The following is a 19,912-nucleotide window of genomic DNA, read 5'->3' on the forward strand; positions in this document are numbered from 1 at the left end:
GTGTCCCACGGCGGCGGAGTGCCAAAGACCACAGCGGCCGTGTGCGTGGACACCTCCACGGATGGCCCAACAGCCCCTGCGATCGGCATCACCGTTGCATCGCGATACGTTCCGATATATCGTCGACACGTCACAACCGATCGACACAAGGAGCAAGACAATGTTTCACGGACACAGTCACCACGAACGCAGGCACCACCGCGAGCACGGCTTCGGCGACCCACGACGCGGGTTCGGCGGCGGCTTCGGCGGTGGGTTCGGCAGGGGCGGGCCGTTCCCCGGTCCCCCGTTGCCACCCGAGCCGCCCGGCTTCCCGGGGCACGGCCGGGGACGCGGCAGGGGCGGCAGGCAGCGCAAGGGCAACGTCCGCGCGGCGGTCCTCACGCTGCTCGCCGAACGCCCCATGCACGGCTACGAGATGATCCAGGAGATCTCCGGCCGCACGGACGGGCTCTGGCGCCCCAGCCCGGGGTCGGTCTACCCGACCCTGCAGATGCTGGCCGACGAAGGCCTCGTCGCCTCCACCGAGGAGGCGGGCGGCAAGAAGCTGTTCACGCTGACCGAGACCGGTCAGGCGGAGGCGGCGAAGCTCGAAGGCGTGCCGCCGTGGCAGCAGGTCAACGACGAGGTCGGCGTGCACGCCGCGAAACTGCGCACGGCGGCACGCCACCTCGGTGCGGCGATGCAGCAGATGGCCCACGCGGGCACGCGTGAGCAGCAGGCCCGTGCCGTCGAGGTCCTCAGCGAGGCCCGCCGCAAGCTCTACGCGATCCTCGGCGAGCTCGACGTCGAGGAAGACGACACGGAGGAGTGAACTACCAGCGGTCGTGGACCAGCGGCCGGATCAGCGAGTCGTACACCGCGCGCACCTCGTCCTGGGCCGGGGTCGACAGCGGCGCGAGGTCCGCGGCGGCCGAGTTGGCGCGAGCCTGCTCGGCGTTGCGGGCACCGGGGATGACCACGGTGACGCCCGGCTGGTCCACGATCCACCGCAGCGCGAACTGCGCCATGGTGGCGCCGGCGGGCACGAGGGGCCGCAGCCGCTCCACCGCCTCCAGACCGACCTCGAACGGCACGCCGGAGAACGTCTCGCCGACGTCGAACGCGTCACCGTTGCGGTTGTAGTTGCGGTGGTCGTCGGCCCCGAACGTGGTCGACGCGGTGTACTTGCCGGACAGCAGCCCCGAGGCGAGCGGAACGCGGGCGATGATCGCCACGCCCGCCTCCGCCGCCGCGGGCAGCACCCGCTCCAGCGGCTTGAGCCGCAGCGCGTTCAGGATGATCTGGACGCTCGCGACACCCGGTCGGGCGATGGCGGTCAGCGCCTCGTCGACCGTCTCCACGCTCACGCCGTACGCGGCGATCCGCTTGGCCTCCACCATCTCGTCCAGGGTGTCGAACACCTCGTCGGTCGAGTAGACCGGCGTCGGCGGGCAGTGCAGCTGGACCAGGTCGAGCGTGTCGACGCCGAGGTTGGCGCGGGACCGGTCGTTCCAGGCCAGGAAGTTCTCGCGGTTGTAGTTCTCCGGCGTCTGCTCGACCCTGCGACCCATCTTGGTGGCCACCGTGATGCCCGCGTCGCCGCGCTCGCGGAGGAACTTGCCGACCAGCGTCTCGCTGCGGCCGTCGCCGTAGACGTCGGCGGTGTCGAGGAAGTTCACACCGGTGTCGACGGCGGCGTGCAGCACGGCCAGCGCGTCGGACTCCTCGACCTGGCCCCAGTCCGCGCCGAGCTGCCAGCAGCCCAGACCCACGACGCCGACCTGCCGACCCAACCTGCCCGCGTTCCTGTTCTCCACGGTCCGAATCCTATGTGAGCGTTATCAGGGCAACACAATCCCGGCGGGCTTGCGTCTCACGTGGACGCGGTAGCCGACCTCGAACGACAGGCCGGGCGTCCGGGCGACGGCCTGTTCCGCGACCGCCTCGGAGAACTCGATGCGCAGCACCGCCTCCAGGTCCTCACGACGATCGAACCGCCACAGCGCGCGCACGCGGCGCAACGAGAACCCTTGTGCGGTGAAGAAGTTCTCCACCTCCGTGGGGTTGTAGCGGGGTTCGTCGGCGCACAGCCACGGCCCGTACGGCTCGGCGAGGCCGTCGAGGTCCACGATCGCCAGCGCGCCGCCGGGCCGCAGCACGCGGTCGGCCTCGCGGATACCGGGCTCGCAGCCGGGTCCGAAGAAGTACGCGGTGCGCGCGTGCACCAGGTCGGCGCTCGCGTCGCGCAGCGGCAGGCGTTGCGCCGGTCCGGCCACCACCTCGGCGTTGGGCACGTCCGCCACCCGCGCCCGAGCGCGCCGCACCAACGGCGGGTGCGGCTCGACACCGATCACCGAACGTGCCGCTCCCGCGAACACCGGCAGGTGGAACCCGTCGCCGCAGCCGACGTCGACCACGTCCCGCCCGGCCCAGTCGTACTCCTCGCGCAGCGCGCTCCAGATGACGCCGTGGACGTCCTGGGCGCGGTTCTCGACCTCGTAGACCTCGGGCCAGTGCCAGATGTTCGGGCTCGGCAGGACGTCGACGGGCCGCACGGCGGCCAACGCGGCGCGGACGAATCCCTTCACGAGACGACTCTAGAGCCGTAGCGTGATCGAATAGGGCTGCTTGCAGGAGGTACGCGGTGTCGATCGTCCCCAATTCTCCCGCTTTGGCCGAAATGCACCACGGCGCCCCGTGCTGGGTCGACATCGCCACCACCGATCTCCAGGCGACGGTCGACTTCTACACCGGACTCTTCGGCTGGTACTACTCGGACGCACCGGGCCGCACCATCGCGCTGGTCGACGGCCTGCCGGTGGCCGAACTGGTCGCCGCCGACGAGCCGAGCGCGTGGACGCTGTACCTGAACACACCGCACGCCCGCGCCACCGCCGAGAAGGCGCACGCGCTGGGCGGCGCCGTGCTCGGCGAACCGTCCGACACGGTGACCGTGCTCTCCGACCCGACCGGCGCGGTGATCGGGTTCCGCCACGTTCCACCCGACTGGGTGTTCGGCACCGATGGGCACGGCGCGTACGCGTGGGCCGAGCTGAACACCCGCGACGGGCACGCCGCGGACGACTTCTTCCACGAGCTGTGCGGGTACGAAATCACCCAGATCGGTGACGGCCAGGCGGTCGACTACACGATCTGGGCCGTCCACGGCCACACCGTGCTGGGCCGCCAGCGGATGGGCCGGGCGTTCTCGCCGGACACCCCGCCGCACTGGATGGTGTACTTCACCGCCGCACCGGAGATCGGCACGGACTCGGCCGCGTCCAGGGTGCTCGAACTGGGCGGACGCGTCGCCGTGGAGCCGTACGACACCCCGTTCGGCCGGATCACGGTGGTAGCGGACCACACCGGCGCGCTGTTCTCGGTGATCGACCCGTCCCGCACCACACCGCTGTCCGACGAGGACACCGGCGCGCCGGTGGACGACCCCTACGACGACTGACGGCGTCGGACCACTGGAATCGTCACCGCGCCGGCTAACCGGGCACGAAGACGTGCAGGAGCAGCCAGCCCACGACGGCCGACGGCAGCAGCGAGTCCATCCGGTCCATCAGCCCGCCGTGACCGGGCAGCAGGGTGCCCATGTCCTTGATGCCGAGGTCGCGCTTGATCAGCGATTCGACCAGGTCACCCGCCGTGGCGGTGACGACCAGCGCGGCGCCGAACAGCACGCCCTGCCACCACTGGCCGTCCAGCATCATGCCGACGGTGAGGGCGCCACCGGCCATGCCCGCCACCATCGAGCCCGCGAAGCCCTCCCAGGACTTCTTCGGGCTGATGGTGGGGGCCATCGGGTGCTTGCCGAACAGCACACCGGCCACGTAGCCGCCGGTGTCGGACAGCACGACGCCGATCAGGAACGCCAGGACCCGGAACACCCCGTCGTCCGGCACGACCAGCATGACCGCGAAAGCGGCGAACACCGCCACGTAGGCGACCGTGAAGATGGACGCGGTGACGTCCCGCAGGTAGCCGTCCGCGCCGTCCTTGAGCCGCCAGATCAGGCAGACCAGGATCGTCACCACGAACGCGCTGAGCACCCCGGCGCGCTCGTAAGGCCAGGCCAGCCACACCACGGCCTGCCCGCCCAGCAGCACGGGCACCAGGGCCACCCGGATACCCGCACCGCGCTGCAGCGCGCCCGCCAACTCGTACATCGACACGGCGACCGCGACGGCGACGATGCCGACGAACAGCTCGCGCACCGTGAACAGCGCGACGAGGATGACCGCGCCCAGGCCGACACCCACGGCGATGGCCGCGGGCAGGTTGCGCCCCGCGCGTGACGCGCTCTTCTCCGGCGCGCCCTGGTCACCGCCGCCTGACACTTGTTGTGCTCCTATCACGGCCGGCTACCGGCCAAGCAACGCATGCGGCCGGTGACCCGAGCCGACGAACCCGACGTGACCACTAGACCTCGAGCAGCTCGGCTTCCTTGTGCTTCACCAGGTCGTCGACCTGGGCCACGTACCGGTGGGTGACGTTCTCCAGCTCCTTCTCGGCGCGGGAGCCGTCGTCCTCACCGACCTCGCCGTCCTTGACCAGGCGGTCCAGCTCTTCCTTGGCCTTGCGGCGGATGTTGCGGATGGACACCTTCGCGTCCTCGCCCTTGCCCTTGGCGACCTTCACCATCTCGCGGCGGCGCTCCTCGGACAGCTGCGGGATCACCACGCGGATGATCGAGCCGTCGTTGCTGGGGTTCACGCCCAGGTCCGAGTCGCGGATGGCCTTCTCGACCGCGTTGAGCTGGCTCGCGTCGTAGGGCTTGATCACCGCCATGCGCGCCTCGGGGATGGCGACGCTGGCGAGCTGGTTCAGCGGGGTCGGCGAACCGTAGTACTCGACGACGATGCGGGAGAACATCGAAGGGTTGGCACGGCCGGTGCGCACCGCGGCCAGGTCCTCCTTCGCCACGGACACCGCTTTTTCCATCTTCTCCTCGGCGTCGAGGAGGGTCTCGTCGATCACGGCAGACTCCTTGGTGTGCGCAGTTCGGCTCGAATCCCAGCAGGTCTAGAAGGACGGGCGACCACCGGGGGTGCTCACCAGTGTGCCGATCTTCTCACCACGCACGGCGCGTGCGATGTTCCCCTCGGTGAGCAGGTTGAAGACCATGATCGGCATGTTGTTGTCCATGCACAGGCTGAACGCGGTCGCGTCGGCGACGTTCAGGCCGCGTTCGAGCACTTCCCGGTGGGTGATGTTGTCGAACATCAGCGCGTCCGGGTCGGTTTTCGGGTCGGCGGTGTAGACGCCGTCCACGGCCTTCGCCATCAGGACGACCTCGCAGCCGATCTCCAGCGCGCGCTGCGCGGCGGTGGTGTCCGTGGAGAAGTACGGCATGCCGGCGCCGCCGCCGAAGATCACCACGCGCCCCTTGTCGAGGTGCCGCATGGCCCGGCGGGGGATGTACGACTCGGCGATCTGGCCCATGGTGATGGCGGTCTGCACCCGGGTCTCGATGCCGTGCTCGCGTTCCAGGAAGTCCTGCAAGGCGAGGCAGTTCATCACGGTGCCGAGCATGCCCATGTAGTCGGCGCGGCTGCGGTCCATGCCGCGCTGCTGCAACTCGGCGCCGCGGAAGAAGTTGCCACCACCGATGACGACCGCGACCTGGACCCCTGTTCGGACGACCGCGGCGATCTGGCGTGACACGGTCTGCACGACGTCCGGATCGACGCCGACACCGCCTCCGCCGAACATCTCGCCGCCCAGCTTGAGCATCACCCGGCGGTAGCCGTGGGCGGGCTCGTCGTCGGCGTGATCCGCTTTCGCGTGGTCTACCTCTGCGCTCACAGGTCCTCCTCTGGACACGGCAAGGGCGGGGTCGCGACTATGCGCGCAACCCCGCCCTCACGCGAATCAGGCCTGGCCGACCTCGAACCGGGCGAAGCGGGTCACGGTGACCCCGGCCTCGTCCAGCACGGCCTTGACGTTCTTCTTGGACTCCGTCACGGAAGCCTGCTCCAGGAGCACGACGTCCTTGAAGAAGCCGTTCACCCGACCCTCGACGATCTTGGACAGGGCCGCTTCCGGCTTGCCCTCCTCGCGAGCGGTCTCCTCGGCGATGCGGCGCTCGTTGGCCACCAGGTCCGCGGGGACCTCGTCGCGGGTGAGGTAGCGCGGACGCATCGCGGCGATCTGCATCGCGGCGCCGCGGGCGGCGTCCTCGTTGTCGCCGGTGTACTCGACCACCACGCCGACGGCGGGCGGCAGGTCGGCGGCACGGCGGTGCAGGTAGGTGGTCACGGTGCCGTCGAAGACGGCGACCTTGGCCAGCTCCAGCTTCTCGCCGATCTTGGCGGAGAACTCCTGGACGACCGCGTCGATGCTCTTGCCGTCCAGGTCGGTGGCCTTGAGGACCTCGACGTCCGCCGGGCGGGTGGCCTTGGCGACCGCGACGATCTGCGAGGCCAACTCCTGGAAGTCGGCGTTCTTGGCGACGAAGTCCGTCTCGCAGCGCAGCTCGATCATCACGCCGCCCTCGGCCACGACCAGGCCGTTGGAAGTCGTGCGCTCGGCGCGCTTGTCGACGTCCTTCGCACCCTTGATGCGCAGGATCTCGACCGCCTTGTCGAAGTCGCCGTCGGTTTCCTCGAGCGCCTTCTTGCAGGCCATCATGCCTGCGGCGGTCAGCTCGCGGAGGCGCTTCACGTCAGCGGCGGTGTAGTTCGCCATCGTGCGATTTCCGTTCCTTCTGCGGTCTGATCGTCGGCTTCACCGACGTGTTTACGCGCTGGGGTGGTGCTGTGCTGCGGTGCTGCTGTGCGCACGCCGCGCCCACCTCGATCGTGGCGGGCGCGGCGTGCGACTGATCAGGACTGGACGGCCCCGGTGCCGTCGGCGGCGGGCGCCTCGGCAGCAGGTGCCTCGGCGGCAGCGGGGGCCGCGGCGGCCGGCGCGTCGGCGCCGACCAGCAGCTCCTGCTCCCACTCGGCCAGCGGCTCGTCGGTGCCGACGCCCGGCTCGGGCTTGTCGGCGCCGTCGGCGGCCTGGGTGCGGGCGCCGGAGCGCGCCATCAGACCGGCGGCGGCGGCCTCGGCCACGACCTTGGTCAGCAGCGCGGCGGACCGGATCGCGTCGTCGTTACCCGGGATCGGGTAGTCGACCTCGTCCGGGTCGCAGTTCGTGTCGAGGATCGCCACGATCGGGATGTTCAGCTTGCGCGCCTCGCCGACCGCGATGTGCTCCTTCTTGGTGTCCACGATCCACACGGCGCTGGGCACCTTGGACATGTCGCGGATACCGCCGAGCGTGCGCTCCAGCTTGTCCTTCTCGCGGTTCATCATCAGGATTTCCTTCTTGGTGAAACCCTGGAAACCGCCGGTCTGCTCCATCGACTCCAGCTCCTTGAGCCGCTGGAGGCGCTTGTGCACCGTGGAGAAGTTGGTGAGCATGCCGCCCAGCCAGCGCTGGTTCACGAAGGGCATGCCGACGCGGAGGGCCTCGTTGGCGATGGCCTCCTGCGCCTGCTTCTTGGTGCCGATGAACAGGATCGACCCACCGTGCGCGACCGTTTCCCTGACGAACTCGTAAGCCCGGTCGATGTAGGTCAGCGTCTGCTGGAGGTCGATGATGTAGATGCCGTTGCGCTCGGTGAAGATGTAGCGCTTCATCTTCGGGTTCCAGCGGCGGGTCTGGTGCCCGAAGTGCACGCCGCTGTCGAGCAGCTGCTTCATGGTGACGACGGCCATGGCCGGGTTCGCACCTCTTCGTTCAGGCGCGCCGGGCGTTGAGGCCGGCACGCGTTCCGGTTCATCGCGGCGGACCGGGTCGGACCGCCGCCCTGGTGCCCTTGCCGCCGTCCGAACCGGAGGATGTCTCGCCTCAGGACCGCCGGACGTCGTGACTCGACCACGGGAACGGGTCGGATCTGCATTGGCACGCGAAGTCGTCCCGCACTCACACGGGCCGCGCACCGAGTGTACGCCGGAGGGCAGGAGAACATCGAACCGGCCCCGGAGTTGTCCACAACCCCGTGAGTTATCCACAGTTCCGGAGAAGCCACTGGTAGCCCCCCTTGCGGCTCGGAACGCTGGACCCATGACTCCCACGATGCGAACACTGCTGGTCCTGACCTTGACAGCGCTGATGACGATACCCACAACCCCGCTCACCGGCCCGGCGAAAGCGGCCCGCCCACCACGCTTCGCCTGGCCCCTGGCGCCACCCCATCAGGTGGTCCGTGCCTTCGAGGCCCCGGCGACGGAGTACGCCCCCGGCCACCGAGGCGTGGACCTGGCCGCACCACCAGGCGCCGCCGTCTTGGCCGCCGCCGACGCGGTGGTGTTGCACGCAGGCCCCGTAGCCGACCGCACGGTGATCTCGCTGCTGCACGCGGGCGGCCTGCGCACCACGTACGAACCGGTCGAGCCGACCGTGCGCCGAGGCCAGCCGGTCCGCCGAGGCGACCGCATCGGCACCCTCCTGCCAGGCCACGAAGGCTGTCCGGCAGAGGCCTGCCTGCACTGGGGTGCCGTCCGAGTAGCCCCACCCCAGTTCCGCGCCTACCTGGACCCACTGCGCCTACTGGCCAACGGCCGAGTCCGCCTTTTGCCGAGGTCGGACACCGGTCAGCCCAGCACCACCACCGGCCGCACTCGTCCTCAACACGGACCACCACACCGCGCCAGGCCCACCGACCACTCGAACAGCGCTCCTCGCAAAACCCAGGACGCCATCGTGCCGCCCGGTCTCACACGAAACCCGCAGGCCTGACCTGACGGCGAAACCAGCGCACCACAGCCGCGACTGCGGCCGTTCTCCTCCTGCCCGGCGGCACCAGTGGCCCCTGTGCGGGGCTGACGGGCCGGGCAGCAGGCCAGGCGGGCAAAGCGGGCCGGGTAGGCAGGCGGGTCAGGGCGGACAGGTCAGGGCGGCCCCGGACGTTCGACGGGCGCGGGCGGCCATATGCCCTTGGTGGATGCCCTTGGTGGATGCGGGCGGGAGCGGGCGGCGGGAAGCGGGGGTGGGGCGGTGGGGCTAAGCCTCCAGCTGCTCGTTCAGCTTGGTGCGCAGTCGGAGCACGGCGCGGGTGTGGAGCTGGCACACGCGGGATTCGGTGACGCCCAGGACCTTGCCGATCTCGGCCAGCGTCAGGTTCTCGAAGTAGTACAGGGTGACCACGACGCGGTCCCGCTCGGCGAGCTGTGCGATCGCGTCGGCGAGCTGGCGGCGGCTGTCCTGGTCGACCAGGGTGGCGATCGGGTCTTCCGCGCCCTCGTCGGGCAGGGACTCGGCCAGTGACGAACCCGCGCCGCCGGTGTTGCGGCCGGCCGCGATCAGCTCGTCCAGCGCCACGACGCTGGTCAGCTGGAGCTGGGCGTAGAGCTCCCGCAGCTCACCGAGGCCGATCTTCAGCTCGGCGGCGAGCTCACGGTCGGTCGGGGTGCGCTGGAGGCGGCCGCCGAGGCGTTCCAGGGCTCGTTCGACGTCACGGGCCCGGCTGCGGACCGAGCGGGGCACCCAGTCCTGCGAGCGCAGGTCGTCGAGGATCGCGCCGCGGATGCGCTGCATCGCGTAGGTCTCGAACTTCAGGCCGCGCTCGGGCTCGAACTTCTCGATCGCGTCGACCAGGCCGAAGATGCCGGACTGGATCAGGTCCGCCACGTCGACGTGCGCGGGCAGACCGGTCCCGACCCTGCCGGCGACGTACTTGACCAACGGCGCGTAGTGCAGCACGAGGCGGTCCCGCAGACCCTGCTGGCGCGATTCGCCGTAGGTGTGCCACAGCGCGATGATCCCGGCTTCCACGTCATCGGCGGTGCGCGACTCGGACGCCGCGTGAGCCGGCCTCCCGGCGACCGTCGGTACGGCGTGCCCGTTGCGCGGCGGTTCGTTGAGCAAGGGCTCGCCTTCGACGCGGTGACCGTTCGTCCCAGCCGGGGTCCGCGCCGCCGACGAGGTCCCGACGTGCGCGGCGGAAGGAGAGGTCACGGTTGCGGTCCGCGAACCTCCCCCTGCGACGTCAGGAGCGGGGGTGGGTTCGGTCATGGATCGCCTTCAGCCGTTCGACGGTGACGTGTGTGTAGAGCTGAGTCGTTGCGAGCGTAGCGTGACCAAGAAGCTCTTGGACGGTGCGCAGGTCCGCTCCCCCTTCCAACAGGTGCGTGGCCGCGGAGTGGCGCAGGCCGTGAGGCCCGGTGTCGGCCGTCTCAGGTACCGCACCCACTACATCGTGGACAACCCTCCTGGCGGTACGCGGGTCGAGCCGGCCGCCTCGCGCACCGAGCAGCAGTGCCCTTTGTGAACGGTCGGTGACCAGCGCTGATCGGCCGTGTTCCACCCAGCGTCGTAGAGCCCGTTCGGCCGGAACGCCGAACGGCACGGTGCGTTCGCGACTACCCTTGCCCAGAACACGAATCACCCTTTGGGAGTAGTCCACGTCGTCGAGGTCGAGACCGCACAACTCGGCGACCCGGACACCTGTTGCGTACAGCAACTCCACCACGGCCTGGTCACGCAGCGCAACCGGATCGCCCTGTTCCGCACCTACTTCGGCAACTGCCATCGCCGCGCCGGCCTGGTCCGGCCGCAGCACCGAGGGGAGGGTCCGGTGGGGTCGGGGTGCGGCGAGTCGGGGGCCCGGATCGGCGGCGAGCAGGCCGTTCCGGGACGCCCACGCGGTGAACGTCCGGGCGGAGGCGGCGCGCCGGGCCATCGTCGTCCGGCTCGCGCCGGCGGAGTGCTGGGAAGCCAGCCAGGACCGCAATCCCGGCAGGTCGATCGCTTCCACGGTGGCGTGGTCGGGTGCGCCCCCGGCTAAGTGGACCAGCAGGGCGACCACGTCGCCGAGGTACGCGCGGACGGTGTGCGGGGAGAGTCCGCGCTCCATGGCGAGGTGGCGTTCGTAGCGGTCCAGGGCCGCCGCCACGTCGCCGGGCAGCCCACGACGCGAGCGGGCAAGATCGACACGAGGTGTCCGAGCGTGCGGCGGCGGGGACATAGCCCCTGACGCTGCGCCCTTGAGCCCACTTGGTCAAGTATCGCCACGCCAACTGCTTTCCTGGGAGCGTTTCCAACCGGTTTCGCCCCGCTGAGCGAGACCGGCCAGTTCCAATTGTGGGAGCAAAGCGCGCACTCTCGACAGCTCGACGCCGGACTCGACGGAGATCGCTTCCGGGCTGTACCCGAACGTCAGACCCAAGGCTTCGAAGACTCGCATCGCGTCGCCCTGCGGCGGCCCGGTTTCGGTGTTCCGAGTGGCTTCGACGAGATCGACGCCGAGTCGTCCGGTCGACTCGATGATCTCGGCGACGCTGGTCACCGGCAGCGCGTTCCCCGACCGCAGCAGTTCGTGGCAGCCCGACGAACTGACCGAGGTGATCGGCCCCGGGACCGCCATGAGCACCCGCCCGAGCGCCGACGTGGACGCCGCCGTGTTCTTGGCCCCGCTGCGCTGCCCGGCTTCGACCACGACGGTCCCCTCCGCGAGCGCCGCGATGAGCCGGTTCCTGGTCAGGAATCGGTGGCGCGCCGGCGTGTGTGCTGGTGGGTACTCGCTCACCAGCAGACCCTGGCTGGGAATGCGCTCCAGCAGTGCGCGGTGACCAGCGGGATAAGCGATGTCGACGCCGCAGGCCAGGACGGCGATCGTCAACCCGCCGGCCGTGATCGCGCCCCGATGAGCGGCGCCGTCGATTCCGTAGGCGGCGCCGGACACCACGGTGACGCCCGCCTCGGCCAGCCCGTACCCGAACTCGCCCGCGACGTGCTGCCCGTACCCGGAAGCGGCCCGACTACCCACCACCGCAACCGCCCGCTCGGTGATCGCGGCAAGGCTGAACCCGCCCCGAACCCACAACGCCAACGGCTCCAACCCGCACCGCAGCCCGTTGGCGGCGGCGATGGCCAAGGCGTTGAAGGGCCACCGGGGCCACTCGTCGTCCTCGGGAACCACCAACCGCCCACCGATCTTGGCCACCGCCTCCAGGTCCTGCTCCGCCTGGTCCAACGCCCGCCGAGCAGACGTCTGACTGTCGACCGCGGAAGGCACCTCCCCGGCCCGAACCAACTCCGCCGCCCGCACCGGACCGACTTCGCCGACAAACGCGACGAGCGCCGCGGCAGGCGGTTCAGCCACCCGCGAGAGGTAGGCACGGGCCAGCCGGATCTCATCGGTGCTCACGGCCACCTCCACCACTCGACAGCGGACCCACGGGCAGGGTGTTCGGAGGCCGACTCACGCGGGCCGCGGTCGAAAGGCGATCCGCGCGAGCCGAGGCGAGGGGGCGGGCCGAATTTGCCGGCCGCGGCCGGCCAGGGTGCGGCTGAGGTCGGCGCGGCCGGTGACGGCATGGCCGGCGGCGCGGCCGAAGTCGATACGGGTGGCGTCGGCGCGGTGTGGGCCGGTGCGTGGCCGCGCGCCGTGTCGTGACTGGTCATGATTTTCTGCGCTCTCGGAATTCCAGGGCCGCGGCTACGTGGTCCTCGGTGGGTTGGTCCACTTCTGCCAGGTCGGCAAGCGTCCAGGCGACTCGTAGGCACCTGTCGGACCCGCGTCCGGTCAATGCACCCTTGGCGAGTGCGCGATCCAGGACGGACGTCGTCTCGCGCGGAAGGGCGAATTCCCTTCTCAACACCGGGCCGGGGACTTCGGCGTTGGTCAACCAGCCGTGTTCCGCCCAGCGTTCCGCAGCTCTCGTCCTGGCTTTGTGCACACGTCCGCGGACGGTCGCGGTGGGTTCGGGCTCAGCTACAAACTGGCGACTCATAGCGGTCAGCGGACGCATCACCACTCTCAGGTCCACCCGGTCCAGCAGCGGGCCGGAGAGTTTGGTCTCGTACCGCCTCCTGGCCGCGGGCAAGCAGATGCAGTCGATGTCCTTCGGGGGCGCACAGGGGCACGGGTTGGTGGCCATCACCAGCTGGAATCTGGCCGGATAGCGAGTAATGCCGTCACGCCTGGCCAAGCGGACCTCGCCTTCTTCCAAAGCCGTGCGCAGGGCCTCCAGCTTCGACACTCCGAACTCGCGAGCCTCGTCCAAGAACAACACCCCGCGGTGCGCTCGGCTCAGAGCGCCGGGCCTGGCCAAGCCGGCACCGCCGCCGATCAGGGCGACTACCGACGTGGAGTGGTGCAGGGAGACGAACGGCGGGGTGGAGACCAGCGGAGCCTCCGGTGTGAGCAGCCCGGCGATGGAGTGCACGGCCGTGACTCCCAGGGCCTCCTCCATGGAGAGCGGCGGGAGTAGGCCGGCCAGGCGTTGGGCCAGCATCGTCTTGCCGGTGCCCGGTGGGCCGGTCAGGAGGATGTGGTGACCGCCGGCTGCGGCCACCTCCAGGGCCCACCTCGCTTCCGGTTGGCCGATGACGTCCGCCAGGTCCGGGCCGTCCGGTGGTGGGGCGACGGTGGGGCGGGTGGTGTGGTGGAGGGTTTCCTTGCCGGTGAGCCAGTCGAGGACGTCGGTCAGGGTTGCGGCGCCCAGGACGGTCAGGCCTTCCACCAGGGCTGCTTCCGGGAGCGCCGCTACCGGGACGATCGCCTGGGTCAGGCCTCCGCGCTTGGCCGCCAGCAGCGCCGGTAGGACGCCCCTGATGGTGCGTACCCGGCCGTCCAGTGCCAGTTCACCGAGGAGGACGGTGTGGGTCAGGCGTTCACCTGGGATCGCTTGGGTGGCCGCCAGGACCACGCAGGCGATGGCCAGGTCGTAGCCCGAGCCGTTCTTGGGCAACGTCGCCGGGGACAGCCCCAGGGTCACGCGTTGGGACGGCCAGTCGTGCCCGCTGTTCCTGACCGCCGCCTTCACGCGGTCCTTCGACTCGTGCAGGGCGGCGTCCGGGAGGCCCAGGAGCTGGGTTTTCACGGTTCCGACGCCCACGTCGGCCTCGATCTCGACCGGGACGCCGTCCACGCCGAACAACGCCACCGACCACGTTCGCGCCAGCGCCATCACACACCCCGCAAGTGGTGCAGGCGGACCTGGCCCGCGGGCGGCCATTCGATCGCGATCACGTCGAAGCGGATCTCCACGCGGCCGAGCCGATTGGCGCTCAGCCAGCGCAGGGCCGCTTTGCGGACCCGGTCGAGTTTGTCCGGCGTCACCGCTTCCAGGGGCGTGCCTCTGGTGGTGCCCGAACGGCACTTCACCTCGACCACCACCAGCCGCACGCCGTCGGTGGCGATGACGTCCAGCTCGCCCTCGTCACACCGCCAGTTGCGGGCCAGGATCGACAGGCCCTGGTGCTCCAGGTACCGGCACGCCGCGTCCTCGCCGCGTTTGCCCAGGTCGGTCGCCGTGTTCATGGTCCACCCCTCCGGAATCGGTCTTGGTCCGACCTTGCCGGGGTGGTGCGGGGGTGACTACCGGCAGTCCGCCGGCTGTGGACAACTCGGAGGGCTGTGGATGGAGGCGGTGGAATTGTCGGTGTCGGGTGGTAATGGGCCGAAGACGCGCAAAGGGGCCCACCCGGAGGCAGGCCCCTGCGACTTTGCGGGTATCAGGAGTTGAACGGACCGTCCTCGGGCAACCTGAGGTCGGGTTTGTCCAGCTCCTCGACGTTGACGTCCTTGAAGGTGATCACGCGGACGTTCTTCACGAAACGGGCGGGGCGGTACATGTCCCACACCCACGCGTCGGACATCCGCACCTCGAAGTAGACCTCGCCGTCCGCGTTGCGGACCTGCACGTCCACCGAGTTGGCCAGGTAGAACCGCCGCTCGGTCTCCACGACGAACGAGAACTGGCTGACGATGTCGCGGTACTCCTTGTACAGCGACAACTCCATCTCGGTCTCGTACTTCTCGAGATCCTCTGCACTCATTACGCCTCCGCGCGGGTAATCATCGAATCCGCGCCCCTCCTCGTCGCGAGCCTGCCACCGCTGGTCTGCGGGGTTGTCCCATTCTGGACCACGGCGGCGGCAACCACGCCGCGCGCCACAGGGTGCGGCGGTTCCAGTCCGTGCCGGAGCGCCGCAGCCGACACGTTCGCATACGACCAGCGGTGTTGCGCACTCGGGCCGTGTTCCGCCAGCGCCGCCGTGTGCTCCGGGGTGCTGTAGCCCTTGTGCTCGTCGAACCCGTAGACGGGCAGTTCTTCGTGCAACGCGATCATGATCCGGTCCCGCGTGACCTTGGCCAGCACGGACGCCGCCGCGACGCACGCGGCCACCCGGTCGCCCTTGACCACCGGCATGTTGGGCGCCGTGAGGCCCGGCACCGGGAACCCGTCGGTCAAGACGTACCCCGGATGTTCACCCAATTGTGCGACGGCTCGCCGCATGCCCTCGATGTTCGCCACGTGCACGCCGATGAGGTCGACCTCGGCGGCCGGGATCACGATCACCGCGTAGTCGAGCGCGCGCTTGAGCACCAGGTCGTACATCCGGTCCCGCGCGGCCGAGGTGAGCAGCTTCGAGTCGGTGAGCCCCTCGAACTTCGCCGCGTCACCGGCCTTGAGCACGCACGACGCCACCACCAGGGGCCCCGCGCAGGCACCGCGACCGGCCTCGTCCACGCCGGCCACCGGACCGAAGCCGCGCCTGTCCAGCGCGGCCTCGAAGGCCCAGATGCCCGCGGTCTGCCGAACCTGGACTCGAGGCGGCTTGCGGATCACCCCTCGACCCTATCTCAGCCGCGAACTCCGAAAACGCGCCCTCACTCGCTTGCCGAACAGCAGCACCGGCCACGCCGCCGCGAGACCCGCACCGGCCGGCAGGGCGTCCTGCCACGCGGGCGCGCCGATGGCCACGACCTGCGGGTTGTGGTCGCCCACACCCTGCCAGCGGGAAGGCGGCAGCACGATCACCCGCGCCTTGCCCACCACGTTGTCCACCGGCACCAGACCGCCCTCGCGGCCGTCGCCCTGGCACCGCGAGTCGCACGAGTCGTTGCGGTTGTCACCCAGCACGAACAGGTAGCCCTCGGGGACCGTGAGGTCCGCGAACGACTCCTGCACGGTGCTGCGCCCCGGCGCCCAGTACAGGTAGGGCTCGTCCAGCGGCTTCCCGTCGACCATCACCCGGTTGCGGTCGTCGCAGCACTTCACGGTCTGCCCGCCGACCGCGATGACCCGCTTGACGAAGTCCTCCTCGTTCGCCGAGGGGAACCCGAGCAGCGAACCCAGCCCCTGGAGCCCCTTGGTGACCGGGTTGGTCGGCTCGGCGGCCACGAAGTCCTGGTTGATCCAGCTGTCGGGGCCGTGGAAGACGACCACGTCACCGGGCTCCGGCTCGCTGAAGTCGTAGGTGAGCTTGTCGACCAGCACCCGGTCGCCGAAGCAGCCGTCGGAGCAGCCGTGCAGCGTCTGCTCCATCGACTCCGACGGGATCATGTAGACCTTCGCCAGGAACGACTGGATCAGCACCGCGAGCACCACCGCGACACCGATCAGGATCGGCAGCTCTTTCCAGAACGAGCCCTTGCGCTTGGCCGTTTTGCGCGTGCGGGCACGCCACTGCTCGACCTTGTCCTCGTGCTCCGGGTCCCCCTCTTCGGAGGAGCCCCGGGACGGTGCGACGTCTACCACCCGGTCAGCGTACCGATCAGGGCTGTGTGGCCCTGGTCAACCGCCTCCGCAGCTTCCGACCGAAGAACAGCACGGGCCACGCCGCGGCCAGCCCGGCGCCCGCCGGGACGGCGCTCTGCCACGCGGGCGCGCCGAGCGCGACGGCCTGCGGGTTGTGGTCGCCGATGCCCTGCCAGCGGGAAGGCGGCAGCACGATCACGCGCGCCTTGCCGATGACGTTGTCCTCCGGCACGGTGCCCGCCACGCCGCCACCGCCCTGCTTGCGCGAGTCGGTGGAGTTCGTGCGGTTGTCACCCATCACCCAGAGGTGGCCGTCGGGGACCTTGACCGGCTCGAACGGGTCGTGGTTCTCCGGTGACGTGCCGGGCTGCCAGTAGATGTACGGCTCGTCCAGCGGCTTGCCGTCGACCAGCACCCGGTGCTGGTCGTCGCAGCACTCGACGGTCTGCCCGCCGGTCGCGATGACCCGCTTGACGAAATCGCGCTCGTCCGGCGGCGCCAGGCCGATCAGCGAGGCCACCGACTGGATGCCGGCCACGATCGGGTTGTCCGAACGGCCGGAGGTGAAGTCGTTGTTGCCCCACGTCTCGGGGCCGCGGAACACCACGACCTCGCCCGGCTCGATCTCGCCGAAGTCGTAGACCAGCTTGTCGACCAGCACCCGGTCGTTGTTGCACCCGGGGCAGCCGTGGAGGGTCTCCTCCATCGACTGCGACGGGATCACGTACACCCGCGCGAGGAAAGTCTGGATCAGGATCGTCAGGACCAGAGCCGTGGCGCCGAGCACGAGGAGTTCGCGCCAGAGCGGGGGCTTCTTCTTGTCCTTCTTGGCCTTGCCGCCCGCAGCCGGGTCCGGAGTGGACTCGGCTGCGGGATCCTGACCGTCTTCGTCAGCGGAGCGGTGCACGGGATCTGCCACGTGGGCAGGCTACTGGTAGCGCGTGAACCGACCGTCAGGAGGCCGGCTTGGCCTCGCGCTTCTCCTTGATCTTGGCGGCCTTGCCGCGCAGGTCGCGGAGGTAGTACAGCTTCGCCCGGCGGACGTCGCCGCGGGAGGCGACCTCGACCTCGGCGATGTTCGGGGAGTGCACCGGGAAGGTGCGCTCGACACCGACACCGAACGAGACCTTGCGGACGGTGAAGGTCTCACGGATGCCGCCGCCCTGGCGGCGGATCACGACGCCCTGGAACACCTGGACCCGCTCGCGGGAGCCCTCGATGACGCGGACGTGGACCTTCAGCGTGTCGCCCGGCCGGAAGCTGGGGATGTCGGAGCGCAGCGACTGGGCGTCAAGAGCGTCCAGGGTGTTCATCGGTGGTCCGTCCTCGTCCTCACGTGTATTGCGTACTCCCCCTTGGGCGCGGCTCAGCCGACGTGACACACGTCAGCCGAAGTTACACACGCGCGGGGGCGGGCCTAGCGCACGCCGGATGAGTTGAACCGGGTGCAGCAACCTGTCCAGTGTGCCAGACGAGGGGCGGCCGCACGAAATCGGCCCTAGTCGAGCTCGTCCAGCAGCTTGCGGTCGTGCTTGTCGAACGCGTCCCCGGGGAGCGCGTCGAGCAGTTCGGGGCGGCGTTCGCGGGTCCGGCGCAGCGACTGGTCGCGCCGCCACCGGTCGATCGCCTTGTGGTTGCCCGAGCGCAGCACCTCCGGCACGGCGAGGTCGCGCCACACCTCGGGCCGGGTGTAGCTCGGGCCCTCCAGCAGGCCGTCGGAGAACGAGTCCTCGGCGGCCGACTTCGGGTTGCCCAGCACGCCGGGCAGCAGGCGGACGACGGCCTCGACCATCACCAGGACCGCCACCTCGCCGCCGACCAGCACGTAGTCGCCGATGGAGACCTCGTCCACGCGCATCCGGCGGGCCGCGTCGTCCACCACCCGTTGGTCGATGCCCTCGTACCGGCCGCAGGCGAACACCAGGTGCTCTTCCGCGGCCAGGTCGTGGGCCAGCCGCTGGCTGAACGGCCGGCCGGCGGGCGTGGGCACGATGAGGCGGGTGGCCGGGGTGCAGACCTCGTCCAGCGCCTCGCCCCAGACCTGGGGCTTCATCACCATGCCCGGACCGCCGCCGTACGGGCTGTCGTCGACGGCCTTGTGCACGTCGTGCGTCCAGTTCCGCAGGTCGTGCACGCCGACGCTGATCAGGCCCTTGTCGATGGCCTTGCCCAGCAGGGCGGCGCGGAGCGGGTCCAGGTACTCCGGGAAGATCGTGACGACGTCAATCCGCATCGAGCAGGCCCTCGGGCGGGTCCAGCACCACGCGCTTGCCGGGGATGTCCACCGTGGGCACGATCTGGCGCACGAACGGCACCAGGGTCTCGTCGCCGGTCTCGCGCTTGACGACCAGCAGCTCGCCGCCCGGCCCGTGCACGATCTCCAGCACGGTGCCGATCTTCGTGCCGTCCGCCAGCTCGGCGGTCAACCCCTCGAGTTCGTGGTCGTAGAACTCGTCCGGGTCGTCGGTAGGCGGCAGGTCGTCGGTGCTGGCCAGCAGCAACGTGCCGCGCAACGTCTCCGCCACGTCACGGGTCAGCACTTCCTCGAAACGCACCAGCAGCCGCCCGGAGTGGTTCCGGGCGGCTGCGACGGTGAGGTTGCGGGACGTGCCGTCGCGCAGTCTGGCGGTCAGCACCGAGCCCAGCGCGAACCGGGTCTCGGGTGAATCCGTGCGCACGTCGACGGCCAACTCGCCGCTGATCCCGTGCGCCTTGGCCACTCGGCCGACGACGACGTCCATGTGCGCGTCAGCGATCGGTGTCGACCACGTCGACGCGCACGCCACGACCACCGATACCGGCCATCACGGTGCGCAGCGCGGTCGCGGTGCGGCCGCTGCGACCGATCACCTTGCCGAGGTCGTCCGGGTGGACGTGCACCTCGAGCGTGCGACCGCGCCGGGTCGTGACCAGGTTCACCCGGACGTCGTCCGGGTGGTCGACGATGCCTCGAACGAGGTGTTCGAGAGCGTCAGCCAACAAGCTCACGCCTCATCCTTGGCGGCCTCGGCGGCCGGCTCGGCGTCGGCCTTCTTGGCGTTCTTCTTCTTCGGCGTCGTCGCCTCGGTCGACGGGGCGTCGCCCGCGGCGGCCAGCGCGGCGGCGAACAGGTCCGCCTTGCTCGGCTTCGGCTCCTTGACCTTCAGCGTGCCCTCGGTGCCCGGGAGGCCCTTGAACTTCTGCCAGTCACCGGTGATCTCGAGCAGGCGCTGGACCGACTCGGTCGGCTGCGCGCCGACACCCAGCCAGTACTGCGCGCGGTCGCTGTCCACCGCGATGAACGAAGGCTCTTCCTTCGGGTGGTACTTGCCGATCGTCTCGATCGCCTTGCCGCTGCGGCGGACGCGGGCGTCGGCGACGACGATCCGGTAGTACGGCTGACGGATCTTGCCAAGCCGCTGAAGCTTGATCTTGACGGCCACGGGTGTGGGTGCTCCTCGTGC

Annotated in this window: 24 protein-coding genes; 3 read left to right on the plus strand and 21 right to left on the minus strand. The window is 70.0% G+C overall.

Annotated features, from left to right (window positions below; translation table 11 throughout):
- Window positions 1-160 precede the first annotated feature (160 nt).
- On the plus strand, window positions 161-814 hold the full coding sequence (locus FM051_RS12985; RefSeq protein ID WP_158843174.1) for a PadR family transcriptional regulator: 654 nt from the start codon (window positions 161-163) through the stop codon (window positions 812-814).
- A gap of 1 nt (window position 815) precedes the next feature.
- On the opposite strand, the gene FM051_RS12990 is transcribed toward FM051_RS12985, so the two are convergent.
- Together FM051_RS12990 and FM051_RS12995 are read right to left on the minus strand one after the other, a co-directional pair.
- Complete coding sequence (locus FM051_RS12990) at window positions 816-1,799, minus strand: aldo/keto reductase (RefSeq protein ID WP_158843175.1); 984 nt, start codon at window positions 1,797-1,799, stop codon at window positions 816-818.
- Between the two features lie 24 nt (window positions 1,800-1,823).
- On the minus strand, window positions 1,824-2,570 hold the full coding sequence (locus FM051_RS12995) for a class I SAM-dependent methyltransferase (RefSeq protein WP_158843176.1): 747 nt from the start codon (window positions 2,568-2,570) through the stop codon (window positions 1,824-1,826).
- 56 nt (window positions 2,571-2,626) lie between these two features.
- Between FM051_RS12995 and FM051_RS13000 the strand changes: the two genes are divergently transcribed.
- The gene (locus FM051_RS13000; protein ID WP_158843177.1) at window positions 2,627-3,442 is read left to right on the plus strand and encodes a VOC family protein; all 816 of its coding nucleotides are present in this window, start codon (window positions 2,627-2,629) and stop codon (window positions 3,440-3,442) included.
- A 34-nt stretch (window positions 3,443-3,476) separates the two neighbouring features.
- On the opposite strand, the gene FM051_RS13005 is transcribed toward FM051_RS13000, so the two are convergent.
- The 5 genes from FM051_RS13005 to rpsB all read right to left on the minus strand — a co-directional run bounded on the left by FM051_RS13005 (window position 3,477) and on the right by rpsB (window position 7,694).
- Window positions 3,477-4,328: a phosphatidate cytidylyltransferase gene (locus FM051_RS13005; RefSeq protein ID WP_158843178.1), complete on the minus strand. Its 852-nt coding sequence runs from the start codon at window positions 4,326-4,328 to the stop codon at window positions 3,477-3,479.
- Between the two features lie 82 nt (window positions 4,329-4,410).
- Entirely contained in the window at window positions 4,411-4,968 is a 558-nt protein-coding gene (gene frr, locus FM051_RS13010) for a ribosome recycling factor (RefSeq protein ID WP_158843179.1), read from the minus strand.
- A gap of 45 nt (window positions 4,969-5,013) precedes the next feature.
- Window positions 5,014-5,724, minus strand: coding sequence for a UMP kinase (gene pyrH / locus FM051_RS13015; RefSeq protein ID WP_051772088.1), 711 nt, complete (start codon window positions 5,722-5,724; stop codon window positions 5,014-5,016).
- Between the two features lie 138 nt (window positions 5,725-5,862).
- Window positions 5,863-6,678 (minus strand): translation elongation factor Ts, encoded by an 816-nt coding sequence (gene tsf / locus FM051_RS13020; RefSeq protein WP_158843181.1) that lies wholly within the window; start codon window positions 6,676-6,678, stop codon window positions 5,863-5,865.
- Between the two features lie 137 nt (window positions 6,679-6,815).
- A complete protein-coding gene (gene rpsB / locus FM051_RS13025) occupies window positions 6,816-7,694 on the minus strand; it encodes a 30S ribosomal protein S2 (RefSeq protein WP_158843182.1) in 879 nt (292 codons plus the stop codon).
- 397 nt (window positions 7,695-8,091) lie between these two features.
- Between rpsB and FM051_RS13030 the strand changes: the two genes are divergently transcribed.
- Complete coding sequence (locus tag FM051_RS13030; RefSeq protein ID WP_238412356.1) at window positions 8,092-8,718, plus strand: M23 family metallopeptidase; 627 nt, start codon at window positions 8,092-8,094, stop codon at window positions 8,716-8,718.
- 264 nt (window positions 8,719-8,982) lie between these two features.
- Here the strand turns inward: FM051_RS13030 and FM051_RS13035 are convergent, their stop codons facing one another.
- The 14 genes from FM051_RS13035 to rpsP all read right to left on the minus strand — a co-directional run bounded on the left by FM051_RS13035 (window position 8,983) and on the right by rpsP (window position 19,891).
- Window positions 8,983-9,993, minus strand: a complete 1,011-nt coding sequence (locus tag FM051_RS13035; RefSeq protein WP_202918811.1) for a FliA/WhiG family RNA polymerase sigma factor — start codon at window positions 9,991-9,993, stop codon at window positions 8,983-8,985.
- Entirely contained in the window at window positions 9,968-10,945 is a 978-nt protein-coding gene (locus FM051_RS13040; RefSeq protein ID WP_158843184.1) for a tyrosine recombinase XerC, read from the minus strand. The genes FM051_RS13035 and FM051_RS13040 overlap by 26 nt, the downstream gene beginning before the upstream one ends.
- 33 nt (window positions 10,946-10,978) lie before the next feature.
- Window positions 10,979-12,127, minus strand: coding sequence for a DNA-processing protein DprA (gene dprA, locus FM051_RS13045; RefSeq protein ID WP_158843185.1), 1,149 nt, complete (start codon window positions 12,125-12,127; stop codon window positions 10,979-10,981).
- A gap of 253 nt (window positions 12,128-12,380) precedes the next feature.
- Complete coding sequence (locus FM051_RS13050; protein WP_158843186.1) at window positions 12,381-13,892, minus strand: YifB family Mg chelatase-like AAA ATPase; 1,512 nt, start codon at window positions 13,890-13,892, stop codon at window positions 12,381-12,383.
- Window positions 13,892-14,245, minus strand: coding sequence for a YraN family protein (locus tag FM051_RS13055; RefSeq protein WP_158843187.1), 354 nt, complete (start codon window positions 14,243-14,245; stop codon window positions 13,892-13,894). The genes FM051_RS13050 and FM051_RS13055 overlap by 1 nt, the downstream gene beginning before the upstream one ends.
- Before the next feature lie 194 nt (window positions 14,246-14,439).
- The gene (locus FM051_RS13060) at window positions 14,440-14,763 is read right to left on the minus strand and encodes a DUF2469 domain-containing protein (RefSeq protein WP_015104440.1); all 324 of its coding nucleotides are present in this window, start codon (window positions 14,761-14,763) and stop codon (window positions 14,440-14,442) included.
- A complete protein-coding gene (locus FM051_RS13065; RefSeq protein WP_158843188.1) occupies window positions 14,763-15,557 on the minus strand; it encodes a ribonuclease HII in 795 nt (264 codons plus the stop codon). The genes FM051_RS13060 and FM051_RS13065 overlap by 1 nt, the downstream gene beginning before the upstream one ends.
- 9 nt (window positions 15,558-15,566) lie before the next feature.
- Window positions 15,567-16,469, minus strand: a complete 903-nt coding sequence (lepB, locus tag FM051_RS13070; protein WP_158843189.1) for a signal peptidase I — start codon at window positions 16,467-16,469, stop codon at window positions 15,567-15,569.
- A gap of 16 nt (window positions 16,470-16,485) precedes the next feature.
- Window positions 16,486-17,388, minus strand: coding sequence for a signal peptidase I (gene lepB / locus FM051_RS13075; protein WP_158843190.1), 903 nt, complete (start codon window positions 17,386-17,388; stop codon window positions 16,486-16,488).
- Between the two features lie 34 nt (window positions 17,389-17,422).
- Window positions 17,423-17,782, minus strand: a complete 360-nt coding sequence (gene rplS, locus FM051_RS13080) for a 50S ribosomal protein L19 (RefSeq protein WP_158843191.1) — start codon at window positions 17,780-17,782, stop codon at window positions 17,423-17,425.
- 185 nt (window positions 17,783-17,967) lie between these two features.
- Window positions 17,968-18,702, minus strand: a complete 735-nt coding sequence (gene trmD, locus FM051_RS13085; protein ID WP_158843192.1) for a tRNA (guanosine(37)-N1)-methyltransferase TrmD — start codon at window positions 18,700-18,702, stop codon at window positions 17,968-17,970.
- Complete coding sequence (gene rimM / locus FM051_RS13090; RefSeq protein WP_158843193.1) at window positions 18,692-19,210, minus strand: ribosome maturation factor RimM; 519 nt, start codon at window positions 19,208-19,210, stop codon at window positions 18,692-18,694. The genes trmD and rimM overlap by 11 nt, the downstream gene beginning before the upstream one ends.
- 7 nt (window positions 19,211-19,217) lie before the next feature.
- Entirely contained in the window at window positions 19,218-19,457 is a 240-nt protein-coding gene (locus FM051_RS13095) for an RNA-binding protein (protein WP_015104447.1), read from the minus strand.
- A complete protein-coding gene (gene rpsP, locus FM051_RS13100; RefSeq protein ID WP_158843194.1) occupies window positions 19,454-19,891 on the minus strand; it encodes a 30S ribosomal protein S16 in 438 nt (145 codons plus the stop codon). Before rpsP ends, FM051_RS13095 begins: the two co-directional genes overlap by 4 nt.
- Window positions 19,892-19,912 lie beyond the last annotated feature (21 nt).

The organism is Saccharothrix deserti (assembly GCF_009769385.1).
In the GTDB taxonomy this organism is placed as follows: Bacteria; Actinomycetota; Actinomycetes; order Mycobacteriales; family Pseudonocardiaceae; genus Actinosynnema; species Actinosynnema deserti.

Excerpts from the sequence above, each read along its gene's own strand:
- FM051_RS13030 (WP_238412356.1), top strand. The coding sequence starts at position 8,092 with ATGACGATACCCACAACCCCGCTCACCGGCCCGGCGAAAGCGGCCCGC.
- FM051_RS12985 (WP_158843174.1), top strand. The coding sequence starts at position 161 with ATGTTTCACGGACACAGTCACCACGAACGCAGGCACCACCGCGAGCAC.
- FM051_RS13055 (WP_158843187.1), bottom strand. The coding sequence starts at position 14,245 with ATGAACACGGCGACCGACCTGGGCAAACGCGGCGAGGACGCGGCGTGC.
- FM051_RS13060 (WP_015104440.1), bottom strand. The coding sequence starts at position 14,763 with ATGAGTGCAGAGGATCTCGAGAAGTACGAGACCGAGATGGAGTTGTCG.
- trmD (WP_158843192.1), bottom strand. The coding sequence starts at position 18,702 with ATGCGGATTGACGTCGTCACGATCTTCCCGGAGTACCTGGACCCGCTC.
- pyrH (WP_051772088.1), bottom strand. The coding sequence starts at position 5,724 with ATGCTCAAGCTGGGCGGCGAGATGTTCGGCGGAGGCGGTGTCGGCGTC.
- FM051_RS13040 (WP_158843184.1), bottom strand. The coding sequence starts at position 10,945 with ATGTCCCCGCCGCCGCACGCTCGGACACCTCGTGTCGATCTTGCCCGC.
- rplS (WP_158843191.1), bottom strand. The coding sequence starts at position 17,782 with ATGAACACCCTGGACGCTCTTGACGCCCAGTCGCTGCGCTCCGACATC.
- FM051_RS13050 (WP_158843186.1), bottom strand. The coding sequence starts at position 13,892 with ATGGCGCTGGCGCGAACGTGGTCGGTGGCGTTGTTCGGCGTGGACGGC.
- rpsB (WP_158843182.1), bottom strand. The coding sequence starts at position 7,694 with ATGGCCGTCGTCACCATGAAGCAGCTGCTCGACAGCGGCGTGCACTTC.
- FM051_RS13035 (WP_202918811.1), bottom strand. The coding sequence starts at position 9,993 with ATGACCGAACCCACCCCCGCTCCTGACGTCGCAGGGGGAGGTTCGCGG.
- tsf (WP_158843181.1), bottom strand. The coding sequence starts at position 6,678 with ATGGCGAACTACACCGCCGCTGACGTGAAGCGCCTCCGCGAGCTGACC.
- rimM (WP_158843193.1), bottom strand. The coding sequence starts at position 19,210 with ATGGACGTCGTCGTCGGCCGAGTGGCCAAGGCGCACGGGATCAGCGGC.